Source organism: Faecalibacterium sp. IP-3-29, assembly GCF_023347335.1.
GTDB classification, from domain to species: Bacteria; Bacillota; Clostridia; order Oscillospirales; family Ruminococcaceae; genus Faecalibacterium; species Faecalibacterium duncaniae.
In genome coordinates this window covers 527,587-549,766 of the sequence record NZ_CP094471.1, presented here as the reverse complement: position 1 = coordinate 549,766, position 22,180 = coordinate 527,587, and the positions used below count along the sequence as shown (strand labels likewise).

Sequence of the window (22,180 nt, the reverse complement as noted above, 5' to 3'; positions counted from 1 at the left end):
TCAGCGCACCTCCTTTTTTGCTGCTTTGACGTTGTTCAGGAAGCGGTCGAACAGGAACTCCGTGTCTTTGGGGCCGCCGTTGGCTTCCGGGTGGAACTGGACCGTGAAGCAGTTCCACTTCTTGTACTTGATGCCCTCGCAGGTGCCGTCGTTGGCGTTCACCTGTGCCACCTCGCCCATCTCGGCGGGCAGTTCCTCGCCCACGACCGCATAGCCGTGGTTCTGGCTGGTGATGAAGGTGCGGCCGGACTCAAAATCAGTGACAGGCTGGTTGGCACCGCGGTGGCCATACTTCAGCTTCATGGTCTTGGCACCGGCGGCCAGAGCGCTGAGCTGGTGGCCCAGGCAGATGCCGAAGGTGGGGATGCCCAGCGCAAAGATCTGCTTCAGGTTCTCAATGACCTCCACCGGCTCGGCGGGGTCGCCGGGGCCGTTGGACAGCATGATGCCGTCCGGGTTCAGGGCAGCCACTTCCTCAGCGGTGGCAAAGGCGGGCATCACCGTTACCTTGCAGCCGCGCTTGACCAGGCAGCGCACGATATTGCGCTTACAGCCGTAGTGCATCAGCACGATGTGGGTCTCGCCCTTCTCGTGAAAGACCTCGGGCTTCTCGCAGGTCACGCTTTTGACGGCATCCGTCACGGCATAGGCGCGGATGGTCTCCAGCAGCTTCTCCGTCTCGGCCTTGTTGGCAGGGTCAGCGGGGTCAAAGGTGGTCAGGATGGCACCGTTCATCACGCCGCTCTCCCGGATGATACGGGTCAGGTGGCGGGTGTCGATGCCCTCGATGCCGATGGTATTGTTTTTCTTCAAAAAGCTGTCCAGCGTCTCCTCACAGCGCCAGTTGGAGGGGGTGGTGCAGGCCTCGCGCACAATGTAGCCCTTGGCCCAGATGCGGTCCGACTCCATATCGTCCTTGTTCATGCCGTAGTTGCCGATGAGGGGATAGGTCTGGGTGATGATCTGGCCGTAGTAGCTGGGGTCGGTCAGGGTCTCTTCAAAGCCCACCATACCGGTGGCAAAGACGACTTCGCCCACGGTAACGCCCTCAGCGCCCACTGACTGGCCTGCAAAGACCATGCCGTTTGCCAAAAGAAGATAAGCGTTCATAGGTACTCCTTGTTTCAACACGGTTGTTGTCAAGTTACAGGGTCTGCTTGGCTTCCTGCTTCATCTTGCGGCTGCCCAGGTGCACCAGAGGCAGCTTGCCCTCCTTGCAGATGGGGCACTCCTCGGGTGCGTAGTTGGGCAGGTCCAGCTTCAGGGCGCTGGCCAGGATGGGAATGGGAGACGGAGCCTCGGGCTTGGTGCGGTCCACCACGCAGGTGATGCCCAGGCAGATGCCGCCGGCCTCTTCGATCACGCGCTTGGTCTCCAGGGAGGAGATGCCGGTGGTGACAACGTCCTCAGCAATGATGCACTTCTCACCCGGATGGATGGCAAAGCGCTTCAGGGTCATCACATTGTCCACGCGCTCGGTGAAGATGGCGCGCTTGCCGGTCTGGCGGGCCAGCTCGTAAGCATAGACGATGCCGCCCATGGCAGGTCCCACGATGACATCCACATCCAGCTTCTTGATCTGATCGGCCACAGCCTTCATTACCTCGGCGCAGCGGTCAGGGTACTGCTGCAGGTAGGCCATCTGGCAGTATGCGCTGGAATGGCGGCCGGAGGAGAGCAGGAAATGGCCCTCCAGGAATGCGTCACAGCTCTTCAGAATTTCAAGTGCTTCACTCATTGTAGTTCTCCCTCTCTTTTTTATGAAAAATATCTTTTGAACGGTATTGTACCACGCTTTTGCAGCAATTGCAAATTTATACGCAATTTTTCGCTTTATACGCATAAGCCATGGTTATCCTGGTATATCAGCTCAATTATTCAGCATTTCGGGCGCAGCCGCGGATTTCCTCCAGCGTTTTCACGCCGTGGGCATCCATCCACTGTGCCATCTCGTCGGCAATGGTCTCCATGGCGCGGGGGTTGGCAAAGTTTGCCGCGCCCACCTGTACCGCCGTGGCACCTGCCATGATGAATTCCAGTGCGTCACGGCCGGTGGCAATGCCGCCCAGACCCACCACCGGGATGTTCACGGCACCCACAGCCTGCCAGACCATGCGCAGGGCAATGGGCCGCACCGCCGGGCCGGACAGACCGGCAAAGATGTTGTTGAACACCGGCTTGCGCTTTTCCAGATCGATGGCGCAGGCCTGGAAGGTGTTGGTCAGGCTGATGGCATCCGCACCGGCGGCCTCCACAGCCTTGCACATCTCGGGGATGTTCTCTGCCTGGGGGCTCAGCTTGACCATCAGGGGCTTTTTGCAGGCCGCGCGGACCATCCGCACCACCTCACCGGCAGCCTCGGCCTTCACGCCGTAGGCCATGCCGCCCACCTTGACGTTGGGGCAGGAGATGTTCAGCTCCACGATGTCCACAGCGCTCTCGCTCAGCAGAGCCGCGCCCTCAACATACTCTTCCTCACTGTGTCCACCCAAGTTGGCAATGGCCACTGTGCCGTATTTCTGCTTGAGCTCCAGCATCTCGTTCAGCTCCACGTCAATGAAATGCTGAACGCCGGGGTTCTGCAGGCCGATGCTGTTGATGAGGCCGGAGGGGGTCTCCCACAGGCGCTCACCCTTGTTGCCGTACTGACCGTGCAGGGTCAGACCCTTGCCGGAGATGCCGCCGATCTTGGAAAAATCGGCCAGTTCTTCGTACTCCACACCGTAGCCCACAGTGCCGGAAGCGCCGATGACCGGGCTGTTCATCACAAAGCCCAGCAGGTTTGTTTTCAGGTCAGCCATCAGAAGAACACCTCCGTTGCATCAAAGACCGGGCCATTCTTGCACACGCTCTTGCCCTCGCCGCCCTTGGTCTCACAGGTGCAACCAAGGCAGGCACCAATGCCGCAGGCCATCTTCTTTTCCAGGCTCACGAAGCAGGGGGTGCCCTTTTCGGCACACATCCGGGCAGCGTTTTTCATCATCACGGTGGGGCCGCAGATCAGCACGGCATCGTAATCTGCCGGGTCATACAGCTGGGTCACAAAGCCGTGGAAACCCACCGCGCCGGTATCGGTGGAGACCTTTACCACATTTGCGATGGAGCGGTACTCCTCCATACAGTAGGGGGTATCCCGGAAGCCGAAGAACACGTCCGGCTTAACACCGGCAGCTGCCAGTTCCCGGGTGACCTGATACATGGGGGCGGTGCCAATGCCGCCGCCCACCACAGCGATCTTATGGTATTGTTCGGTCAGGGCCGGGATATCAAAGCCGTTGCCCATGGGGCCGGTCAGCTGGAAGGTATCGCCGGTCTTCAGCTGGGCAATTTTGTGAGTGCCTTCGCCGATGACCTGATACAGGAACTCAATGGTCTGGGTCTCCGGCTCCCACTTGTGCACGCTGATGGGGCGGGACAGGAAGGGAGCCTCATCGGCACCCCAGGCACGCAGGGTAAAGAACTGCCCGGCGTGGGGGGCATGCTCCCGGTCAGGCCAGAGGGCACGCAGGAGCCGGATGTCCGGCAGGATACTCTCATGGCTCAGAACGGTAGCTTCACAGCAGGCTGCACGCATGAGCAATGGCCTCCTTCATGTTCACACACTCGTTGTAAGCGGCCTCATCAAAGGCCACGCCGGGCTGCTTCTTGTAGGCCAGCAGGATGCCGCGGCTGGAGTTGACCACGCCGCCGTTGCCCTTGGTCAGGTACTGGGCAATATCCTCAGCCTTGCCGCCCTGTGCGCCGTAGCCGGGGATGAGGAAGAAGCTGTCCTGATACTTGGCGCGGATCTCGGTGGCCTCCTCGATGTGGGTGCCGCCGATGACCAGACCGATGGAGGAGTAGCCGTGCTCACCCATGTAGTCCTTGCCCAGAGCGTTCAGCTTGTCGCCCACCAGATCATAGACGTGGCGGCCGTCTGCCAGCTTCTCATACTCAAAGTCCTTGGCACCGCCGTTGGAGGTGCGGCAGAGGACGAACATGCCCTTGCCCTGCTTTTCGGCATAGGGCAGATAGGGGCTGATGGAATCCAGACCCATGTAGGGGGCCAGGGTAACGAAATCAGACTCGAAGTCGCCGGTGAAGTGGCCCATGGCGTACATCTCGGCGGTCTTGGCGATATCGCCGCGCTTGATATCGGCGATGACAGGGATACCAGCCTCGCGGACAGCGGCCAGGGTCTCGGCGTAGGCCTTCATGCCCTCCAGACCCAGGGACTCGTAGTATGCGATCTGCACCTTGTAACAGCCAGCCACAGCCTTGGTGGCATCGATGAGCTTCTTGTTGAAGCGGACGATGTTCTCCCCCTTGGTCAGGGCGGTGTCCACAAAGTCAGCGGGCAGGTAGCTGAAATCAGTGTCCAGGCCCACACACACCGGGCCGCGGGCTGCAACTGCTTCGTAAAGCTTATCCATGTTTGTCATTGTCGGGTTCCTCCTGTATCTGTCTCTCTTTTATTATCTATATTTCTTTGTTGTGTTGGCTTTTTGTCAGCGTCCTCGCCCTCTCAGGCCGCTTCGCGTCCAGCTCTCCCAAAAGGGAGAGCCTATGCATATCCCAGGTTCAGCAGCAGCTGGCCGTGAGCCGCAATTGCCTCTCCCTTTGGGAGAGGTGGCATCGCGCAAGCGATGACGGAGAGGGCCTCAGCGCATTACTCCTCAGCCTGATAGGTCAGCTTGCCGCCCTTGATGGTAGCATAGACCCTGCCGTAGAGCTGTGCACCATCAAAGGGGCAGTTATGGCTCTTGGAGTGCAGCTTTTCCTTGTCCACGGTGTAGGGGGTGTCGAGATCCACCAGCACGAAGTCTGCATCGTAGCCGGGCTCCAGCTGGCCCTTGGCAAGGCCCAGGATCTCTGCCGGGCGGGTGCTCATCAGGTGCACCAGCAGTTCCAGCGGCAGGCCCTCTTCCCTGCAGAGCTTGGTGTAGCAGACCCCAAAGGCGGTCTCGCTGCCCACCATACCGGCCATGCCCTTCAGCTTGTCTTCCTCGGAGTGGGGAGCGTGGTCGGTAGCAATGGCATCCACCACACCGGAACGGATGCCATCGATGAGCGCCTGCACATCATCCGCGGTGCGGATGGGCGGGTTGACCCGGTAATCGCAGGTCTCATTGTTGAACCACAGGTGATGCGGGGTCACCTCGCAGGTCACGGGTGCGCCGCGCAGCTTTGCCATCTGGATGGCCTCCAGCGCGCCACGGGTGGAAACGTGGCACATGTGCAGCCTGGTCTGGTAGTACTCGCTCAGCCAGCAGTTGCGCACGGTCTCCAGATCCTCGGCCAGCCGGTAATCCCAGGGGCTGATCTCCATATCCTCGGCGTGGCTCATCACGGTGATATCCCGCTGGGTGCAGATGGCAAAGGCCCGGGCCATGGTGGCGTTGTCCTGCACACCGTGGCCATCCTCGGTGATGAACTTCACGCTGGCGGGCAGGGTCTTGAGATGGTCGATGGTCTTGCCGTCAAAGTTCTCGGTGATGGAAACAGTCTGGTTCACATCGCACAGGCCCACCTCGGCGGCCTTCTGCTCCACCATGGCTGCCTGTGCGGCAGAGGAGCAGACCGGCTTTGTGTTGGGCATCAGGTTGACAAAGGTGTAGCCGCCTGCGGCCGCAGCCATGCTTCCGGTGGCAATGTCCTCCTTATATTCAAAGCCCGGGGTGCGCCAGTGGCAGTGCAGGTCCACAAAGGCAGGCAGCACGGTCAGACCGCCTGCATCGAGGACAGTCTCCCCCTCCCCGGCCAGTGCGGAAAGATCCTGACCCACGGCGGCGATCTTTCCGTCTTTCACGAAAAGCTCCACCGGGCGGCCCGCAGCGTTTACAGCGTTGATGAGCAGCATATTCTTTTACCTCCCTGTTCGTATTTCGGATGGGCGGATGCGGGCATTGCAGCCCGCAGACAGGCAAAAAAAAGAACTTTTCCACAAACGGAAAAGTTCAAAAGGCGAAAAAAGGAAACACGGAACCCACCGCAAAAACGGCTGCAAACTGCTTTTTCAGTTCAGCGTTCATTTTTGACAGCATTCGTCCGCTTCTCCTTTTCCTTCGCATTTGTTTTCGTTATATTTTATCATAGAAACGCAAAATGTGTCAATGCTTTCTGTAAGATTCCTGTGTGAAAAGGTTTTGGCTGTATCTCCCGGAATTTTGGCTACTCTACCGAAAACCAGTTTCCCGCCCCATAATCCCTGCGCGGAGGGGGATTTTTCTCCGTCAATTCCTACCAAAGTACTGTACATTGAAGTTTGCATGTGTTATTATAGTATCTGTCAAAAAGAGAGAGCCGCACCGAGGCGGCTGAACAAAAAGGGAGGGTTCCCCACATGAGCTTATTGGAGGACGCACGGAACATCCAGCGCAAAGACCCCGCCGCACGCAGCGTGCTGGAGGTCATCCTGCTGTACCCCGGCTTCCATATCCTGGTCTACCACCGCATTGCCCACTGGCTGTATGAGCACGGGCACTTTTTCCTTGCCCGCTGGGTCAGCCAGCACGGCCGCCACAAGACCGGCATCGAGATCCACCCCGGTGCCCGGATCGGCAGGTGCCTGTTCATCGACCACGGCATGGGCATCGTGTTCGGCGAAACCACCGTGATCGGCGACAACTGCACCATCTACCACGGCGTGACGCTGGGCGGCACCGGCAAGGACACCGGCAAGCGCCACCCCACCCTGGGGAACAATGTGCTGATCGGCGCGGGCACCAAGGTGCTGGGCCCGGTGTATATCGGCGATAACGCCCGCATCGGCGCAGGCAGCGTTGTGCTGCGCAACCTGCCCGCCAACTGCACCGCCGTGGGCGTGCCTGCCGAGGTGGTGCGCATCAACAACAAGGCCGTCAACCCCGCCGACGACCTGGACCAGCAGGATCTGCCGGATGTCATGGCCCAGCGCCTCACCGAGCTGGACCGCCGCATCAGCAGGCTGGAAAAGGACGCACAGGGGGATGTGCCCCCCAGCATCCACGAGGTCATCCAGAAACAGCAGCGCTGAACCTTTCTGTCCCACTTTGCGTGCCAGCTTTCCTCATAGGGGAGCCGCTGGCATGGCGGTACTATCCGCAAAAACTGCACAAAGCTTCTGCAAAACGAAAGCAGCTGCGCTCCGCACACACGGAACGCAGCTGCTTTTCTGTTATTTACAAGGAGTTGCCACCAGTTCTTTGACCTTTTGTGCCGCTGCCGCCACCAGCTGGCCGATGGGCTGGTCGGGCACGCCCACCACGATGTTCTCACAGTGGTTGATGGGCACCAGCACCCGCCGGGCGGGGCTCTGGCAGACTGCCGCTGCCATGGCGGGGGTGATCTCGCCCAGCAGCGCGTCAGCGATCACAATGCCGATGGGCCCCACGATGATATCCGCGGTGCGGCAGTTCACAACCACGGCGTTCTCGCCGGTGGCGGCGCGGACCGTCCCCGCCTTGAGCATGGCCGAAGTCGCAAGGCTGTTGGTGCCCACGGCGGTCAGCCGGGCTTCCGGGCAGGCGGCAGAGATGGCCGCCACCAGCTGGCGGCCCAGACCGCCGCCCTGGCCGTCAATGACCAGAACGTTCATCAGAAGTCGATCTCCTCCAGCCGCAGCAGGGCGATGATGTAGATCTTCAGGGCCTCCAGCAGCTTATCGATGGGAGCTGCCTCGTTGGCACCGTGCATCGGGCCGCCGAACTCAGGCAGCACCATGTCCTCGTGCTCGGGGCCAAAGCTCACCGCATAGGGGAAGTGGCGGGCATAGGTGCCGCCGCCCATGGTAAAGGGCGTGGCATTCTCGCCGGTGACCTCGTTGTAGGTCTCGATGCAGGCCTTGATGGCGGGGGTATCGGCTGCGATATAGAAGGGCTCGGCACCCTCGGCCTTCTCCAGAGAAGCACCCGTGCCAATGGCAGCTTTGATCTGCTCCTTCATCTTCTCGGCGTTGGTGCAGGTGGGGTAACGGCTGTCCATGGTCTGGACGATCCGGCCCTCCCGCATGAAGATGCGGCCGCCGATGATGGTCAGGGGGCCGAAGGGGCCGTCGGCGCAGTCGATGCCCAGGCCGGTGCCTGCGGTGGAAGCGTGCAGTTTTTTCAGGGCTTCCAGATAGGCGCGCTCTGCATCGTTGCACAGACCGTTGTCCAGCAGGTAGTTCACCACCAGACCGATGGCGTTGACCGTGCCCTCGGGCATGGCGGCATGGCCGCTCTTGCCCCAGCCCCGGATACGCACCCCATTGCCTTCCGGCTCCAGCGTGATGTTGGGGGCATTTTTCAGCTTGGTGATGTCAGTCTCTACCAGTGCGCTGGCGCGGTCGGGGACTGCATTGTTGGCAACGCCGCCCTCAAACTCCTTGATCTCACCGTTGCAGACCGGGCTGACCAGCTCCGCACCGAAATGGCCCTTCTCGCCGTTGCACACCGGGAACTCTGCATCCGGAGTGAAGCAGAACACCGGGGCCGGGTAGTTCTTGAGGTAATATTCCACATCGTTCATGTGGGTCTCTTCGTTGTCACCAACCATTGCGCGGATGGGATACCGCAGGGAAACGCCCTCCTCCTTGAGGAACTTCAGGGCGTACAGGGTAGCCACCATGGGGCCCTTGTCATCAGCCACACCACGGCCGATCATCCAGCCGTCCCGGATCTGCATCTTGAAGGGGTCCTGGCTCCAGCCGTTGCCCACGGGCACCACATCCACATGGCAGATGGTTGCCAGATACTTCTCGGGGTCTGCACCGGCCAGCTCGGCATAGCCGATGTAGTTCTCGCAGTTGCGGGTCGCCAGACCCATGCCTGCAGCCAGCTCCAGCGTCTTGTCCAGCGCCGCGCGGGGGCCCTCACCAAAGGGAGCTTCCTCGGTCGGGGTGCCCTCCACACTGTTGATGGCCACCAGCGCCGCGATGTCCTCCAGAATCTGCTCCTTGTTCGCCGCAATAAAGGCGTCGATCTTCTGATTCAATGCCTGATCCATGATTGCTTCGTCCTTTCTTTGTCGTAACGACACGTTACTGTTTATTGTAACACACTTAAAGCGCTTTTGCCAGCCTTCGGCAGCCTGCTTCTGTACGAAACCTCTCCGTCATCATCGCTATCGCTCGATGCCACCTCTCCTAATAGGCGAGGCAGGACTTGGTTTCCCTATCAGGGGAGCTGTCGCGGCAAAGCCCGCGACGGAGAGATTTATTCTCCTATCTGTCACACTGCAAACAGGCTGCTGGCCGCGCCCAACACACCGGCGCTGGCCAGGCCCATGATGATGCCCGCCAGCAGCACACCGCCCATGCAGGCAATGAGAACATCCTTGAACTTCATGTCCAGAATGGAGGCTGCCAGCGTGCCGGTCCAGGCACCGGTGCCGGGCAGCGGAATCCCCACAAAGAGCAGCAGGGCAACGGTCAGGCCCTTGCCGGCCTTTTCCTCCAGTTTGCGGCCGCCCTTTTCCCCCTTGGTGATGAAGAACTTGCACACCGGCCCGATGACCGGTTTGTGGTAGCCCCAGATGAGGAACTTGCGGGCAAACAGATAGATAAAGGGCACCGGCAGCATATTGCCGAGCACGCAGACCAGATAGGTGGGCAGGGCGGGCAGGCCCATGCCCAGCCCGATCGGAATGGCACCGCGCAGTTCAATGACCGGCACCATCGAGACAAAAAACACCATCAGATAATACTTGAGCATCCAGGTTTCTCCTTATGATAAGATCATGATCGCAACGGCTTACAGGTCGATGACCAGCTCCACCGGGCAGTGGTCGGAACCGAACACCTCGTTGTGGATCTCGGCGGCGGTCACCTTGCCGGCGATGCGGTTTGAAACGATGAAATAATCTATGCGCCAGCCCGCGTTCTTTTCCCGGGCGTGGAAGCGGTAGCTCCACCAGCTGTACTTCACCTCGTCCGGGTGAACCGCGCGGAAGGTGTCGGTAAAGCCCGCCGCCAGCAGCTCAGTCATCTTGGCCCGCTCCTGGTCAGTGAAGCCCGCGCTCATCCGGTTGGTCTTCGCATTCTTGATGTCGATCTCGGTGTGGGCCACGTTCAGGTCACCGCAGAGGATGACCGGCTTTTTCGCGTCCAGCTCCAGCAGGTAGGCCCGGAACGCATCCTCCCAGGTCATGCGGTAGTCCAGCCGCTTCAGGCCGTCCTGGCTGTTGGGCGTGTAGCAGTTGACCAGATAGAAGCCGGGATATTCCAGCGTCAGCACCCGGCCCTCGTGGTCGTGCTCCTCCCTGCCGATGCCGGTGGTCACGGCCAGCGGGGCCGTTTTGCACCAGCAGGCCGTGCCGGAGTAGCCCTTTTTCTCGGCAGAGTAGGTGTACTCGGTGTAGCCCTCGGGGGCAAAATCAGCCTGCCCCGGCTGCATCTTGGTCTCCTGCACCGAGAAGATGTCGGCATCCAGCGCCGCGAAGCTTGCGGCAAAATCGTGGGTCAGGCAGGCCCGCAGGCCGTTGACGTTCCAGCTGATCAGTTTCATATCCTGTTCCTTTCTTATGCCTGATATTTTGTTTTCCATGCGCCGCTCTTCATGCGCGCCACAAAGCAGATGACACGGCAGACCCAGTCAATGACCATGGCGATCCAGACACCCACAGCGCCCCAGCCCATCCTGACACAGAGCAGGTAGCTGAATCCCAGCCGCCAGATGGCCATGCTGAGCACAGAGACCACCATGGTAAATTTTACATCGTTGGCCGCGCGCAGGGCGTTGGGCAGAACAAAGGAGGCCGGCCACAGGAACAGACCGCTGCCCGCGTGGATCTGCACCAGCAGGATGGCCAGCGCCATGGTCTCGCCGGAGAGGGCGTAGATGCCCACCAGCGGCTTGAGGAAGAGCAGGATGCCGCCGTTGAAGATCCCCATAGAGATGTAGGCCCAGAGCAGCAGCTTGCGGGTGTAGAAAACGGTCTGCTCATTGTCCCCTGCGCCAACGCAGCGGCCCACCACCGTGATCATGGCCAGACCAATGGCCTGCCCCGGGATGCAGCCCATGCCGTCCAGATTGTTTGCCACGGCATTGGCGGCGATCTGCACGGTGCCGAAGGTGGAGATCATGCTCACCACCAGAATGCGGCCCGCCTGGAACAAGCTGTTCTCAAAGGCGGACGGGATGCCGATGCCCAGGATGCGCTTTGCCATCCGGCCATCCAGCCGGATCGTTTTGGGCACGGTGAGCATGTGGCCCTTCTGGTAGCAGCGGTTCAGGATGAGCACCGCCGCCACAGCACGGGAGAGGACGCTGGGCCAGGCAACGCCGTCCACGCCCATACCCAGCACAAAGATGCAGACCGCATTGCCCACGATGTTGATGATGTTCATCAGGATGCTGATCTGCATGGAGATTTTGGAGTTACCCATGCTGCGGAAGAGCGCCGCACCGGCATTGTACATGGCCAGGAACGGGTAGCTAACCGCCGTGATGCGCAGGTAGAGCACACCAGCCTCCAGCACATCGGCATCGATGCTGCCATAGCACAGCCGGATCATGGGGCGGGCCAGCACAAAGCAGAACACCCCCACACCCACGCCCAGCAGAGCGCTGAGCAGGATCAGCTGACCCGAGCTTGCGTTGGCGTGCTTCTGCTCCTTTGCACCCAGATACTGGCTGACCACCACCGCGCCGCCGGTGGCCAGCGCCGCAAACAGCACGATGATGAGGTTGTTGATCATATCCACCAGGCTGACACCCGAGATGGCGGCTTCGCCGCAGCGGGAGACCATCATGGTATCGGCCATGCCCACCGTCACGGCCAGCAGCTGCTCCACCAGCAGCGGCCCCACCAGCCTGAGCAGGTCACGCTGGCTGAACAGCGGGGCCCGCCCGCCAAAGCACGGGGCTCCGTTTTTTGTGATCGTATGTTCCATTCTATTCCTCGCTTCTTCACACGCTTTCTGCCCTTCCGGGCCGCAGAGCGTCCTTTTCTCATAGATGTATCCATCATAACACAGCCGCATCCTGTTGTAAAGAATCAGCTTCTGCAATTCCGAACCTCTGCCCCGGCCCGTGCTTGTTTCATCACTTTGCCAAACACATCTCCCCCGTTTTTGTGCGTTGTGACAAAATTACTTTTTTTGCTCGAACAAAAGAACTTTTTTCAAAAAAGCTCTTGTATTTTTCTGTGAAAAGTGTTATCTTGTATCCAACAGGAACGCCAGTTGGATACAAAGCGAAACGACGCGCTCTCCTTTCCGGCACTCCTGTTGTTCATCCTTCTATTATTATGCTATTTTCTTCATTTACCTTCTTATCATTTACCCTGTCCTGAAAAGGACAAACAAAAAACGCTTCCCCACCTGCACGGGGGAGCGTTTTTTGTTTGTCTGCCGCCCACCATAGAAAAGCGCCCTGCACCTTTCACGGTACAGGGCGCTTTGCGTTTCAGTTTTACAGCGCTACCACAGCGGCCTTGAGCTCATCCACGCGGTCGGTGTTCTCCCACTTCACGCCCAGATCCTCGCGGCCCATATGGCCGTAGGCGGCCAGCTTGCGGTAGATGGGCTTCCGCAGGCCGAGGTCACGGATGATGGCGGCGGGGGTCAGGTCAAAGACCTTCTCCACTGCCTGCTCGATCTTCTCATCGGCCACGGTGCCGGTGCCAAAGGTATCCACCATGATGGACACAGGCTTTGCCACGCCGATGGCGTAGGCCACCTGCACCTCACACTGCTTGGCCAGACCGGCAGCCACGATGTTCTTGGCAACCCAGCGGGTCGCGTAAGCGGCACTGCGGTCCACCTTGCTGGGGTCCTTGCCGGAGAATGCGCCGCCGCCGTGGCGGGCGTAGCCGCCGTAGGTGTCAACGATGATCTTGCGGCCGGTCAGGCCGCTGTCGCCCTGCGGGCCGCCCACAACAAAGCGGCCGGTGGGGTTGATGTAGTACTTGGTGTTCTCATCCAGCAGCTCGGCAGGGATGGTGGCTTTGATGACCTTCTCCATGATGTCGGCCCGGAGCTGCTCCATGGTCACGTTCTCACTGTGCTGGCTGGAGATGACGACTGCATCCACCCGGATGGGCTTGTTGTTCTCATCGTACTCCACGGTGACCTGGCTCTTACCGTCCGGGCGCAGGTAATCCAGCTCGCCGCTCTTGCGCACTTCGGTCAGCTTCTTGGCCAGCTTGTGGGCCAGGCTGATGGGCATGGGCATCAGCTCAGGGGTCTCATCGCAGGCATAGCCGAACATCATGCCCTGGTCACCGGCACCGCCGACCTGGTCGTTGGTGCCCAGTGCGATATCAGGGCTCTGGCCGTCGATGTTGGAGATAACAGCGCAGGTGTCAGCGTCAAAGCCGTACTTTGCACGGGTGTAACCGATGTCAGAGATGACCTCGCGGACGATCTTCTGGAAATCGACATAGCAGCTGGTGGTGATCTCGCCCATGATGTGGACCAGACCGGTGGAAGCGCAGGTCTCGCAGGCCACGCGGGCATCGGGGTCGTGGGTCAGGATCTCGTCCAGGATGGCATCGGAGATCTGGTCGCAGATCTTGTCAGGATGTCCCTCGGTGACGGACTCAGAAGTAAACAGGTGTCTTGCCATAAATTTTGTCCTCCATGTGTGTGGTGAATCTTGCACAGCTTCATACACGTCCATCAAGTTTGCGCAAACAAAAACGCTCAGAACCGAAGCTCTGAGCGTTTGCACTCTTATCTTTCGGTTTCCCGCAGGATTTGGCACCTTATGCTTTCGCACAGGTTGTCGGGCTTCACAGGGCCTGTCCCCTCAGCCGCTCTTGATAAGTCGGTATTCAGTTGTTTTCTGAGAGATATCTTATCATCTCTTCGTCAGATTGTCAAGAAGAGTATCACTCTTTTTAGACATCTCAACGAAATTGATTAGGATTTCCCCTAGAAGTACCGGGAGTTTCCCGAAGCTCTCTTAGTAACCCTTGGCCTGTTCGCCGTTCAGCAGCTTGACCGCACGGGAGGTGCCCAGACGGTCTGCGCCCAGAGCGAGGAACTTTTCCATATCCTCCACGGTGGAGATGCCGCCGGCAGCCTTGACCTTGCAGCGGCCATGCACGCCCTTGACCATCAGCTCCACATCGTGGAAGGTAGCGCCTGCGGTGGAGAAGCCGGTGCTGGTCTTGATGTAGTCAGCGCCCGCCTCGCAGACGATGTCGCACATCTTTTCCTTTTCCTCGTCGGTCAGCAGGCAGGTCTCAATGATGACCTTGAGCACCTTATCGCCCACGGCCTCCTTGACGGCACGGATGTCCTCACGGACAGCATCGTACTCCTTGTTCTTCAGGCGGCCGATGTTGATGACCATGTCCACCTCGGCAGCGCCGTTCTCAATGGCAGTCTTGGCCTCAAAGGCCTTGCTGGCGGTATCCATGGCACCCAGAGGGAAGCCCACCACGCAGCACACCGGGATGCGGCCCGCCATATACTCGACCGCCTGCTTTACATAGCAGGTGTTGATGCAGACGGATGCGGTGTGGTTGGCAATGGCCTCATCACAGATGGTCTGGATCTGGGGCCAGGTGGCCTCAGGCTTCAGCAGGGTATGATCGACATGGGAGAGGATTTCTTCACGGGTCATATTATTTTCCTCCATCAATTCTTGCTGGCACGGCGGACCTTTGCCATGCCCACAGCGCTCAGGGCAATTGCCGTTACGGATGCGGTGGCACCAATGATGCCCAGAACAAGACCGGAAACCAGGAATGCAAAACCTTTCAGACCACGTTTCATAATACCGTACCTCCATTGTTTTGTTACTTAAAACTCCCTCAGTCACCTTCGGTGACAGCTCCCTCTGAGAGGGAGCCTTGTCGGCAAATGCAAGGCAATGCCTCCCTCCCAGAGGGAGGTGGCTGCACCGTAGGTGCAGACAGAGGGAGTTATTTCTTCTTAAAGATGATCAGCTTGCTGAACACATAGTTCAGCACGATCACCAGTACATTGGAAAAGACCTTCACGGCAAGACCCCACAGTGCCTGCGCATTGTAGCGGCTGGTAACGAAGATTGCCGTGGGGCCGTCTGCACCGCCGATGACGGCAATAGCGGCAGAGCCATCCGTGACCCCCGCCGGTGTGCCTGCATAGGAGGCTGCCATCTGTATGGCCGTATCCGGGCCAAGCCAGTGGGCCACCACGCTCAGCACCCCCTGCATCAGCTCGTCCATCAGCGCTGCGCCCTGGGCCGCCAGCAGATTGCCCAGCACCAGCATAATTGCAGTGTCCAGCAGCATTGTACCCAGACGGCAGGTGACAAATGCACCAAACTCCTTTGCCATCGCTCTGCCTCTGGTCTTGCTGTTGAACACAAAGGCCCGGTTGGTGGCGTAGGCAAACAGGATGCAGAGGATGTTGTCCAGCACATTGCCCCAGCTATTGGCGGCGGTGTAGCCGAACAGCCTGTTGAACAGGGCGTACAGCACAATATTCAGCAGGGTGGTCAGCACGCCAAAGATCAGGTAGGAGATGACCTCCCAGTGCTTTTTAAAAAATTTCATCATGGCTTTGTTAACAAAAACAGCCCCGCCGCCGTTACCCGGCAACGGGGCTGCAGTCGCATTGTGTCTGAAACTCAGCGAACCACGGACTGATTACTCAGCGTCGTCGTTCAGCAGAGCCTTCATGGACAGGCTGATGCGCTTCTTGTCGAAGTCAACATCCAGCAGCTTCACATCGACCATATCGCCGACCTTCAGTGCGTCGGAGACCTTCTCAACGCGGTCATTGCTGATCTCGCTGATGTGGACCAGACCGTCAACACCCGGCAGGATGCGGACGAATGCACCGAACTTGGTCAGGGACACGACCGGAGCATGGAAGGTGCTGCCGATGGGGTAGTTGTTCTTCAGCTGCTCCCAGGGGTTGTCCTCAGCCTTCTTGTAGCCCAGAGAGACCTTGTGGTTCTCGGTGTCGATGTCCTTCACATACACTTCGATGGTGTCACCAACGGAGACAACCTCGGAGGGATGCTTGATGCGGTTCCAGCTCAGCTCGCTGATGTGGCACAGGCCGTCCACACCGCCGATATCGACGAATGCACCGTAAGAGGTCAGGCTCTTGACAACGCCGGTGTAGGTCTTGCCCACCTCGACATTTGCCCAGAACTCCTCACGCTTTGCCTTGTTCTGCTCAGCGGTGACCTTGTTGATGCTGCCGACGATCTTGCGGCCGGAGCACTCGGTAACGACCAGCTGGACATGCTGGCCAACCAGAGCAGTGTAGTCCTCGTCACGGCGCATCGTGGCCTGAGAACGGGGAACGAACACCTTAACACCCTTGACGTTGACGACAACGCCGCCCTTGTTGAACTCGGTGACATCGCCCTCGACGACCTCGCCGGATTCAGCAGCCTTGGCGATCTCTTCCATGCCCTTGCGAGATGCGAGCTTCTTGCGGGAGAGCTGGATAACGCCGTCCTGGTCCATAACCTTCTCGACGATGAGGTCCAGCTCATCGCCAACCTTCACCAGGTCTTCGACCTTGGCGGAGGAATCATCGGTCAGCTCGCTCAGCTTGACAAAGCCGGTCTGCTTGGCTCCGATATCCACCTGGATCTCGTTGGCAGAGATGCTGGTCACGATTCCTTTCACAATACTGCCTGCATGAACACGCTTCTCCTCGGATGCGTTCAGCATCTCCTCGAAGCTCATGCTGTCATTGATTTCTGCGCTCATACTGTTAAGTACCTCCTCAATAATAGACGATGGCGTTGAAGCCCCTGCTGTTACGCCCGCCGTTTTTACATCTGCAAACCATTCCGGCCGAAGTTCGCTCGCTGTCTCGACCGTCACGGCTTTCGTATGCTTTGCGGCGACCTGTACCAGCTTTTGGGTATTGGAAGAATGATGACCGCCAATGACAACAATGATGTCGCATTGTTGGCTGAGGTCTTCCGCTTCCTGTTGCCTCGCCCACGTCGCATTACATATTGTATCAAAAATTCGGGCGTTTGTATAGGCTTTTTTGAGAAACTCCGAACTTTCTTGCCATTTTGTTACCTGAAATGTGGTCTGTGCAACCGCAAAAATGGGCTTTTGGGGGTCAGAAGGGCCTTTCCAGGCCTTCAGCTCGTCCAGATCGCTGAACACAAATACCTCTCCCCGGGTATGGCCCACGATGCCCTGCACCTCTGGGTGGGCAGCATCACCGGCCACCAGAAGCACCGCGCCCTCGGCCTCGGCCCGGGCGGCAATGCTCTGGATCTTCTTCACAAAGGGGCAGGTGGCATCGTGGTAAACAAGGCCGCGCTGCTCCAAAGTATCATAGATGGTGCGGGGCACGCCGTGGCTGCGGATGATGACCTCGTACCCGGTGGGGATATCGTCCACGGTATCGGCCACCAGCGCACCGCGCCTTTCCATATCGGCCACTGCCTGCGGGTTATGGATCAGCGGGCCCAGCGTTGCCACCTTATGGCCCTCGTTCAGCAGATTGTAGGTCAGCTCCACCGCGCGGTTCACGCCAAAGCAGAAGCCGGCGGTCTTGGCAAGACGAATTTCCATAGCGTTTCTCCTTCTCTAAACCTCTCAGCCTCGCATTCGCTCGGCAGCTCCCCTAATAGGGGAGCCAAGTTTACGCTGTTGTTTTCTTGTCTCCCCTACCAGGGGAGGTGTCACCGAAGGTGACGGAGAGGTTCTCACTTCAGCTGTTCCCAGGCATCCAGCAGTGCCTGCTTATTGGCCCGGAGCACCTTCATATCCCGGCGGCTCTCCATGGCGAACTGGGCGGCGGGCATCGGCTCGCCGTAGATGACGTTCACCCGGCAGAACAGCCGCATCTTCCCGTCCGGCGTATCGTAGCGGATGCGCACCGGCACCACATCCACTCCAGCCTGCGCCGCAATGACAAACAGGCCGCTCTTGGGCGGCAAGAGCCTGCCCTCTTTTTCGCGGGTGCCCTCCGGGAAGATGAGCAGGGTCTCCCCCGCCCGGCAGGCCTCCACGGTCCGGTCAATGATCTCCAGCTCCTCCTTGGTGCCGCGCACGCAGAGCGCGCCGCAGCAGCGGAAGAACCAGGTGAGCAGGGCGTTGATCTCAAACAGCTCCTTTTTGGCAAAAACGAGCATCCGCCTGCCCCAGAACCGGCTGATGACGATGAACACCGGGTCAATGGCTGAAACGTGGTTGGGGGCAATGATGCAGCCTTTGGTCTGCACCTTGCGCAGGTTCTCGCGGCCAACGGTATGGACCCGGAAGCCGATGTGGAACACCAGCCAGGCCAGCGGCAGCAGTATGTAATATAGTACCATTTAATTAACCTTTTCTGCAATAATCTTTTTCATCGCCGCAAGGCTCTGCTCAAAGTTGAGGTCAGAGGTATCCAGCAGCACCGCATCCTCGGCCTGCTTCAGGGGGGCGGCGGCACGGTGGGTGTCCTGATAGTCCCGCTGCTTCACATCAGCCAGCACATCCTCAAAGGCGACCTCCATGCCCTTCTGCTGGTATTCCAGCCAGCGCCGTCTGGCCCGGGCTTCGGGGGCGGCGGTCAGGAAGATCTTGACCGTGGCATCCGGCAGCACCACAGTGCCGATATCCCGGCCATCCATCAGGACGTTCTGGGTCTTGGTCATGCCGCGCTGCAGCTCCAGCAGGAAGGCGCGGACTTCCGGGTTGGCACCCACGGCAGAGGCGGCCATGCCGGCCTCCTCCGTGCGGATGGCGGTGCTCACGTCCTCACCGTTCAGATAGATATGTTGCTCCCCGTCAATGCAGTCCACCCGCAGGCCGATCTCCGGCAGCAGCGTGTTGACCGCCGCATTGTCCTTCGGGTCCACGCCCTTGCGCAGGGCATACAGACCGATGGTGCGGAACATGGCACCGGTATCCACATAGATGTAGCCCATCTCTGCGGCCAGCCGCCGCGCCAGGGTGGATTTGCCTGCCCCCGCAGGGCCGTCGATTGCAACTGAAACCATTTGATACGCTCCTTTTATAATATAAGCTTTTCTTTTATCGGTCAGTATAAACTTTACGTAATGCCAAGGGCTCCCCTACTAGGGCAACAGCAACAACCGCCGCCAGTGGCGGATTGAGGGCGTTGCTGTTGGGGCCGCGGCCAGCAAGATGCGAGTGCCATATCTGGCACGATGCAGATGCTGGGTGCCGCAACCCGATAGCTGGCGAGCGTCAGCGAGACTGAGAGGTTTAGTCCAGATTCCTTGCAAAGCTCTGCGCCGTACAGAAAGCGATCTGCAGGTTGTAGCCGCCGGTATAGGCATCCACATCCAGCACCTCACCTGCAAAGTAAAGGCCCAGCGCCTTCTTGCTCTGCATGGTTCTGGGGTCCACCTCCCGCACGGACACGCCGCCGGAAGTGATGACCGCATGGGCCAGGTCGCCCCGGGCATCGATGGGCACGTTCCAGTGCTTCATCAGGCGCACCAGCTCCCGCTTCTGCTCCCGGGTGATCTGGTTGGCCTTTGTGGCAGGGTCAATGCCCCAGCGTGCCACCATGACCGGCTGCATACTGGCAGGCAGCAGCTTGACCAGCGCCCCCTGGGCGGCATGGTTGGCCAGCAGGGCAAAATCCCGGGTGATGCGGTCATAAAGCTGCTCCTCGCTCAGGGCGGGCTTCAGGTCGATCTCGGCGTGGTACTTGTGCTTTTTCATATCGCCCAGATGGCTGGACGCGCTCAGGGTCAGCGGGCCGCTGATGCCAAAGTGGGTGAACAGCATCTCGCCCTGCTCCTCAAAGATGTCCTTGCCGTCCTCAAAAAGGGTCAAGGTCACATTTTTCAGGGCAAGCCCCATCATCTTTTTGCAGTCCGGGTCATGGCTGACCAGACTGACCAGACTGGGCACCGGCTCCACAAGGGTGTGCCCGGCCTGCCGGGCCAGCCGGTAGCCGTCACCGGTGGAGCCGGTGGTGGGGTAGCTCACACCGCCGGTGGCCACCAGCACGGCATCGGCCCGGTATTCTTTCCCGGAAGTCCCCCGCACACCGACACACCGCAGGGCAGGCCCGGCTTTTTTCTTTTTGGGATGGCGCGGATTTTCCGGCATGGCAGGGGCGGCTTCCGGCTCCGGGGGCAGCTCTTCCAGAAGCAGCTTTTTTGCCCCATCATAGACGATCTCCGCGTCCTGTGCGTAGCGGAGCAGTGCCTGCCGGATCTCTTCGGCTTTATCGGACACCGGGAACACCCGGCGGCCGCGCTCCACCTTCAGCTCCACGCCCAGGCTCTCGAACAGCTCCATGGTCCTGGCGGGCGGGAACGCCCCCAGCGAGGAGAACAGAAAGCGCGGATTGGTGCGGACATGGTGCAGAAACTCCTCCGCAGTGCAGTCGTTGGTCACATTGCAGCGCCCCTTGCCCGTGACAAGGATCTTCTGACCGGGCTTGTCGGTATGCTCCAGCACCGTTACCTGATGCCCCTGCCGCACAGCGGCACCCGCCGCCATCAGCCCGGCCGCACCGGCCCCCACGATCAACACCTTTGCCATTCTGGTTCCTCCCGCAATTCACTGCCTGTCGAAATTTGTTCTAGTTTATCATACCAGAATCGGCACGCAATTGCAATCTGCATTCCTTTGGAAAGGCACAGAAAAGCGGCAGACGGTCGTGTCTGCCGCTTGGGGTCACTGCATCAGTTTTGCGGGGTCAAGATAACTGTCGTCCTGCTTCACTTCCAGATGGATATGGCTTTCCTCGGCGCATTCGCAGCTGACGCTGCCCACCTTGCCCAAAGTCTGCCCGGCACTGACCGTCTCGCCCTCCTTCACCGCCGGGCTGGCCACGCCGCAGAGCCGCCAGACACGGCCCGCACTGTCCTTGATCGCCACAGTGGGGCCCCAGCTGCCATCGGAACCGGCCAGCACCACCGTGCCCGCCGTAGGGCTCTGGACGGCAGCATCCTTTGCGCAGGCATAGTCGATGCCGTTGTGGGTGCGCCAGTCGCCCAGGGTCTTGTTGTAGACCAGCTCATCGCCGCTGTATCCATTGAGCACCCTGCCAGAGATCGGCTGCGTGGAAGCAGGCGCTGCCGAACTGCTGGCAGGCGAGGATGCACCTTGCAGCGCGGATGGTTCGCGCACCGAGCCAGAGCCAGCCTGCGGCGCAGAGGAGGCCGAAGACGCACTCCGCGATGCCGAGGAGGCCGCCTTGGGCACATTGCTTACACTGTTTGCGGCGGGTTCGGTCGGCCATTCCCATGTTGTTTCGTCCTCCTGTGGCGTGGTGGAAAGCCCCTCATCGATGCCGGGGGCCGTGGATGTGCTGTCCGGTGTCTTCAGGCCCGAAAGGTTCTTGTCCAGCTCATCGCGCACGGTGCGCACCGCCCAGACCCCCGCCGCCGCTGCCGCCACCAGACAGGCCAGCAGTGCCAGCGCAAACCCTTTGTCCCGCAGAAATTTCCTGATCTGTTCCATGTTCGTTACTCCAATCCGTCATGGTTTCGCTTGATTTTCTGATTGCAGTATGCGATTCCGGAACCGGGTTTATACACATTTTATAAAAAGAAAACCCTCTCCGTCAAAGCCTGAGGCCTTGACGGAGAGGGCTGAAATACACAGATCAGCTGCGGCGGCGGTTGTTGCCCATCAGGCGGACAACATACAGGAAGATGTTGATGAAGTCCAGATACAGGGTCAGCGCGCCATAGATGGAAGCCTTTTCGGCCATCTCAGCATCAGCGGAGTAGTAGCTGTACATCTGCTGCAGCTTCTGGGTATCGTAAGCGGTCAGCAGCATGAACACCACCAGACCGATGCCGCAGTAGAGCACCGAGCCGCCAAAGCCAAAGCCGAACAGCATCCCCACAAAGCCGGTGATGATCATGGCAACCAGAGCCATCATCAGGCGGGGGCCCCAGCCGGTCAGGTCCTTATGGGTGGTGGTGCCGTAAACAGCCATCAGCCCGAAGTAGAGGGACGTTGCCAGCAGCGCCATGATCAGGGTGCTTGCCGAGAAAACAAGGAAATAGTAGCTCAGCACCATGCCGTTGAGCAGTGCATAACCGAAAAAGGCCGCGCGGGCAGCTCCCACCGACATGGTCTGCACCCGGGAGCTCAGCACGATTACCAGCGCCAGCTCCGCAATGGTCAGCACAAGATAGAGCGAATCGACCAGATAGATAAGCGAGGTCGTCGCAGTGAGATAGGCCATGGCGAAGGTGATGAGCAGGCCGCAGGCCATCCAGCGGTAGGTGCGGGTCATATAGTCCGATGCGCTCATCGTGGGCTCCGCATAGCCGCGGTCATAATTTCTGTAATCCATTGTGGAACTCCTCCAGTCTTTTTGCCGGGGCGGGCATTCCGC

The 22,180-nt window shown here is 59.5% G+C and carries 22 protein-coding genes and 1 riboswitch; of the genes, 1 reads left to right on the top strand and 21 read right to left on the bottom strand.

Going from position 1 to position 22,180, the window contains the following annotated elements:
* From MTP40_RS02555 to MTP40_RS02530, 6 genes are all read right to left on the bottom strand, one after another.
* The gene (locus MTP40_RS02555; protein ID WP_005929268.1) at positions 1 to 1,110 is read right to left on the bottom strand and encodes a carbamoyl phosphate synthase small subunit; all 1,110 of its coding nucleotides are present in this window, start codon (positions 1,108 to 1,110) and stop codon (positions 1 to 3) included.
* 34 nt (positions 1,111 to 1,144) lie between these two features.
* Positions 1,145 to 1,738 (bottom strand): orotate phosphoribosyltransferase, encoded by a 594-nt coding sequence (pyrE, locus tag MTP40_RS02550; protein ID WP_035393285.1) that lies wholly within the window; start codon positions 1,736 to 1,738, stop codon positions 1,145 to 1,147.
* A 136-nt stretch (positions 1,739 to 1,874) separates the two neighbouring features.
* Positions 1,875 to 2,801, bottom strand: coding sequence for a dihydroorotate dehydrogenase (locus MTP40_RS02545; RefSeq protein ID WP_005929272.1), 927 nt, complete (start codon positions 2,799 to 2,801; stop codon positions 1,875 to 1,877).
* On the bottom strand, positions 2,801 to 3,574 hold the full coding sequence (locus MTP40_RS02540) for a dihydroorotate dehydrogenase electron transfer subunit (RefSeq protein WP_249259758.1): 774 nt from the start codon (positions 3,572 to 3,574) through the stop codon (positions 2,801 to 2,803). The genes MTP40_RS02545 and MTP40_RS02540 overlap by 1 nt, the downstream gene beginning before the upstream one ends.
* Entirely contained in the window at positions 3,555 to 4,421 is an 867-nt protein-coding gene (gene pyrF, locus MTP40_RS02535) for an orotidine-5'-phosphate decarboxylase (RefSeq protein ID WP_097769949.1), read from the bottom strand. Before pyrF ends, MTP40_RS02540 begins: the two co-directional genes overlap by 20 nt.
* A gap of 227 nt (positions 4,422 to 4,648) precedes the next feature.
* A complete protein-coding gene (locus MTP40_RS02530) occupies positions 4,649 to 5,839 on the bottom strand; it encodes a dihydroorotase (protein ID WP_005929278.1) in 1,191 nt (396 codons plus the stop codon).
* Positions 5,840 to 6,322: 483 nt separating this feature from the next.
* Here MTP40_RS02530 and epsC point away from each other — a divergent pair, with 483 nt between their 5' ends.
* Positions 6,323 to 6,994 carry a serine O-acetyltransferase EpsC gene (gene epsC, locus MTP40_RS02525; RefSeq protein WP_097772761.1) on the top strand — a complete coding sequence of 224 codons (672 nt, stop codon included), beginning with the start codon at positions 6,323 to 6,325 and terminating at the stop codon, positions 6,992 to 6,994.
* Between the two features lie 141 nt (positions 6,995 to 7,135).
* Here the strand turns inward: epsC and MTP40_RS02520 are convergent, their stop codons facing one another.
* From MTP40_RS02520 to MTP40_RS02450, 15 genes are all read right to left on the bottom strand, one after another.
* Positions 7,136 to 7,555, bottom strand: coding sequence for a DUF3842 family protein (locus MTP40_RS02520; protein WP_156066670.1), 420 nt, complete (start codon positions 7,553 to 7,555; stop codon positions 7,136 to 7,138).
* On the bottom strand, positions 7,555 to 8,943 hold the full coding sequence (locus MTP40_RS02515) for a Sapep family Mn(2+)-dependent dipeptidase (RefSeq protein ID WP_156061785.1): 1,389 nt from the start codon (positions 8,941 to 8,943) through the stop codon (positions 7,555 to 7,557). The genes MTP40_RS02520 and MTP40_RS02515 overlap by 1 nt, the downstream gene beginning before the upstream one ends.
* 224 nt (positions 8,944 to 9,167) lie before the next feature.
* Positions 9,168 to 9,650 (bottom strand): COG2426 family protein, encoded by a 483-nt coding sequence (locus MTP40_RS02510; protein ID WP_207684754.1) that lies wholly within the window; start codon positions 9,648 to 9,650, stop codon positions 9,168 to 9,170.
* A 39-nt stretch (positions 9,651 to 9,689) separates the two neighbouring features.
* A complete protein-coding gene (locus MTP40_RS02505; protein ID WP_098923261.1) occupies positions 9,690 to 10,442 on the bottom strand; it encodes an exodeoxyribonuclease III in 753 nt (250 codons plus the stop codon).
* 14 nt (positions 10,443 to 10,456) lie between these two features.
* Positions 10,457 to 11,830, bottom strand: a complete 1,374-nt coding sequence (locus MTP40_RS02500; protein ID WP_249259757.1) for an MATE family efflux transporter — start codon at positions 11,828 to 11,830, stop codon at positions 10,457 to 10,459.
* Positions 11,831 to 12,350: 520 nt separating this feature from the next.
* Entirely contained in the window at positions 12,351 to 13,505 is a 1,155-nt protein-coding gene (metK, locus tag MTP40_RS02495; protein WP_249259756.1) for a methionine adenosyltransferase, read from the bottom strand.
* Between the two features lie 104 nt (positions 13,506 to 13,609).
* Positions 13,610 to 13,708, bottom strand: a riboswitch (SAM riboswitch).
* A gap of 136 nt (positions 13,709 to 13,844) precedes the next feature.
* Entirely contained in the window at positions 13,845 to 14,510 is a 666-nt protein-coding gene (gene deoC / locus MTP40_RS02490; protein WP_117534535.1) for a deoxyribose-phosphate aldolase, read from the bottom strand.
* Between the two features lie 14 nt (positions 14,511 to 14,524).
* Complete coding sequence (locus MTP40_RS02485; protein ID WP_005929299.1) at positions 14,525 to 14,662, bottom strand: hypothetical protein; 138 nt, start codon at positions 14,660 to 14,662, stop codon at positions 14,525 to 14,527.
* Positions 14,663 to 14,811: 149 nt separating this feature from the next.
* Complete coding sequence (locus tag MTP40_RS02480; RefSeq protein ID WP_249259755.1) at positions 14,812 to 15,429, bottom strand: GtrA family protein; 618 nt, start codon at positions 15,427 to 15,429, stop codon at positions 14,812 to 14,814.
* A gap of 90 nt (positions 15,430 to 15,519) precedes the next feature.
* Positions 15,520 to 17,430, bottom strand: a complete 1,911-nt coding sequence (locus MTP40_RS02475; RefSeq protein WP_005929303.1) for a bifunctional 4-hydroxy-3-methylbut-2-enyl diphosphate reductase/30S ribosomal protein S1 — start codon at positions 17,428 to 17,430, stop codon at positions 15,520 to 15,522.
* Positions 17,431 to 17,564: 134 nt separating this feature from the next.
* Positions 17,565 to 18,176: a lysophospholipid acyltransferase family protein gene (locus MTP40_RS02470; RefSeq protein ID WP_005929305.1), complete on the bottom strand. Its 612-nt coding sequence runs from the start codon at positions 18,174 to 18,176 to the stop codon at positions 17,565 to 17,567.
* Positions 18,177 to 18,842, bottom strand: coding sequence for a (d)CMP kinase (gene cmk / locus MTP40_RS02465; protein WP_005929308.1), 666 nt, complete (start codon positions 18,840 to 18,842; stop codon positions 18,177 to 18,179). It lies immediately after the preceding gene.
* Positions 18,843 to 19,071: 229 nt separating this feature from the next.
* Positions 19,072 to 20,367 (bottom strand): NAD(P)/FAD-dependent oxidoreductase, encoded by a 1,296-nt coding sequence (locus MTP40_RS02460; RefSeq protein ID WP_117534539.1) that lies wholly within the window; start codon positions 20,365 to 20,367, stop codon positions 19,072 to 19,074.
* Positions 20,368 to 20,502: 135 nt separating this feature from the next.
* Positions 20,503 to 21,291, bottom strand: coding sequence for a M23 family metallopeptidase (locus MTP40_RS02455; RefSeq protein WP_249259754.1), 789 nt, complete (start codon positions 21,289 to 21,291; stop codon positions 20,503 to 20,505).
* A gap of 145 nt (positions 21,292 to 21,436) precedes the next feature.
* Positions 21,437 to 22,138, bottom strand: coding sequence for a Bax inhibitor-1/YccA family protein (locus MTP40_RS02450; protein ID WP_117535667.1), 702 nt, complete (start codon positions 22,136 to 22,138; stop codon positions 21,437 to 21,439).
* Positions 22,139 to 22,180 lie beyond the last annotated feature (42 nt).

What these genes read in the sequence shown, in the direction of transcription:
- MTP40_RS02555 (WP_005929268.1), bottom strand. Translation starts at nt 1,110, where the DNA reads ATGAACGCTTATCTTCTTTTGGCAAACGGCATGGTCTTTGCAGGCCAG.
- pyrE (WP_035393285.1), bottom strand. Translation starts at nt 1,738, where the DNA reads ATGAGTGAAGCACTTGAAATTCTGAAGAGCTGTGACGCATTCCTGGAG.
- MTP40_RS02545 (WP_005929272.1), bottom strand. Translation starts at nt 2,801, where the DNA reads ATGGCTGACCTGAAAACAAACCTGCTGGGCTTTGTGATGAACAGCCCG.
- MTP40_RS02540 (WP_249259758.1), bottom strand. Translation starts at nt 3,574, where the DNA reads ATGCGTGCAGCCTGCTGTGAAGCTACCGTTCTGAGCCATGAGAGTATC.
- pyrF (WP_097769949.1), bottom strand. Translation starts at nt 4,421, where the DNA reads ATGACAAACATGGATAAGCTTTACGAAGCAGTTGCAGCCCGCGGCCCG.
- MTP40_RS02530 (WP_005929278.1), bottom strand. Translation starts at nt 5,839, where the DNA reads ATGCTGCTCATCAACGCTGTAAACGCTGCGGGCCGCCCGGTGGAGCTT.
- epsC (WP_097772761.1), top strand. Translation starts at nt 6,323, where the DNA reads ATGAGCTTATTGGAGGACGCACGGAACATCCAGCGCAAAGACCCCGCC.
- MTP40_RS02520 (WP_156066670.1), bottom strand. Translation starts at nt 7,555, where the DNA reads ATGAACGTTCTGGTCATTGACGGCCAGGGCGGCGGTCTGGGCCGCCAG.
- MTP40_RS02515 (WP_156061785.1), bottom strand. Translation starts at nt 8,943, where the DNA reads ATGGATCAGGCATTGAATCAGAAGATCGACGCCTTTATTGCGGCGAAC.
- MTP40_RS02510 (WP_207684754.1), bottom strand. Translation starts at nt 9,650, where the DNA reads ATGCTCAAGTATTATCTGATGGTGTTTTTTGTCTCGATGGTGCCGGTC.
- MTP40_RS02505 (WP_098923261.1), bottom strand. Translation starts at nt 10,442, where the DNA reads ATGAAACTGATCAGCTGGAACGTCAACGGCCTGCGGGCCTGCCTGACC.
- MTP40_RS02500 (WP_249259757.1), bottom strand. Translation starts at nt 11,830, where the DNA reads ATGGAACATACGATCACAAAAAACGGAGCCCCGTGCTTTGGCGGGCGG.
- metK (WP_249259756.1), bottom strand. Translation starts at nt 13,505, where the DNA reads ATGGCAAGACACCTGTTTACTTCTGAGTCCGTCACCGAGGGACATCCT.
- deoC (WP_117534535.1), bottom strand. Translation starts at nt 14,510, where the DNA reads ATGACCCGTGAAGAAATCCTCTCCCATGTCGATCATACCCTGCTGAAG.
- MTP40_RS02485 (WP_005929299.1), bottom strand. Translation starts at nt 14,662, where the DNA reads ATGAAACGTGGTCTGAAAGGTTTTGCATTCCTGGTTTCCGGTCTTGTT.
- MTP40_RS02480 (WP_249259755.1), bottom strand. Translation starts at nt 15,429, where the DNA reads ATGATGAAATTTTTTAAAAAGCACTGGGAGGTCATCTCCTACCTGATC.
- MTP40_RS02475 (WP_005929303.1), bottom strand. Translation starts at nt 17,430, where the DNA reads ATGGAAATTCGTCTTGCCAAGACCGCCGGCTTCTGCTTTGGCGTGAAC.
- MTP40_RS02470 (WP_005929305.1), bottom strand. Translation starts at nt 18,176, where the DNA reads ATGGTACTATATTACATACTGCTGCCGCTGGCCTGGCTGGTGTTCCAC.
- cmk (WP_005929308.1), bottom strand. Translation starts at nt 18,842, where the DNA reads ATGGTTTCAGTTGCAATCGACGGCCCTGCGGGGGCAGGCAAATCCACC.
- MTP40_RS02460 (WP_117534539.1), bottom strand. Translation starts at nt 20,367, where the DNA reads ATGGCAAAGGTGTTGATCGTGGGGGCCGGTGCGGCCGGGCTGATGGCG.
- MTP40_RS02455 (WP_249259754.1), bottom strand. Translation starts at nt 21,291, where the DNA reads ATGGAACAGATCAGGAAATTTCTGCGGGACAAAGGGTTTGCGCTGGCA.
- MTP40_RS02450 (WP_117535667.1), bottom strand. Translation starts at nt 22,138, where the DNA reads ATGGATTACAGAAATTATGACCGCGGCTATGCGGAGCCCACGATGAGC.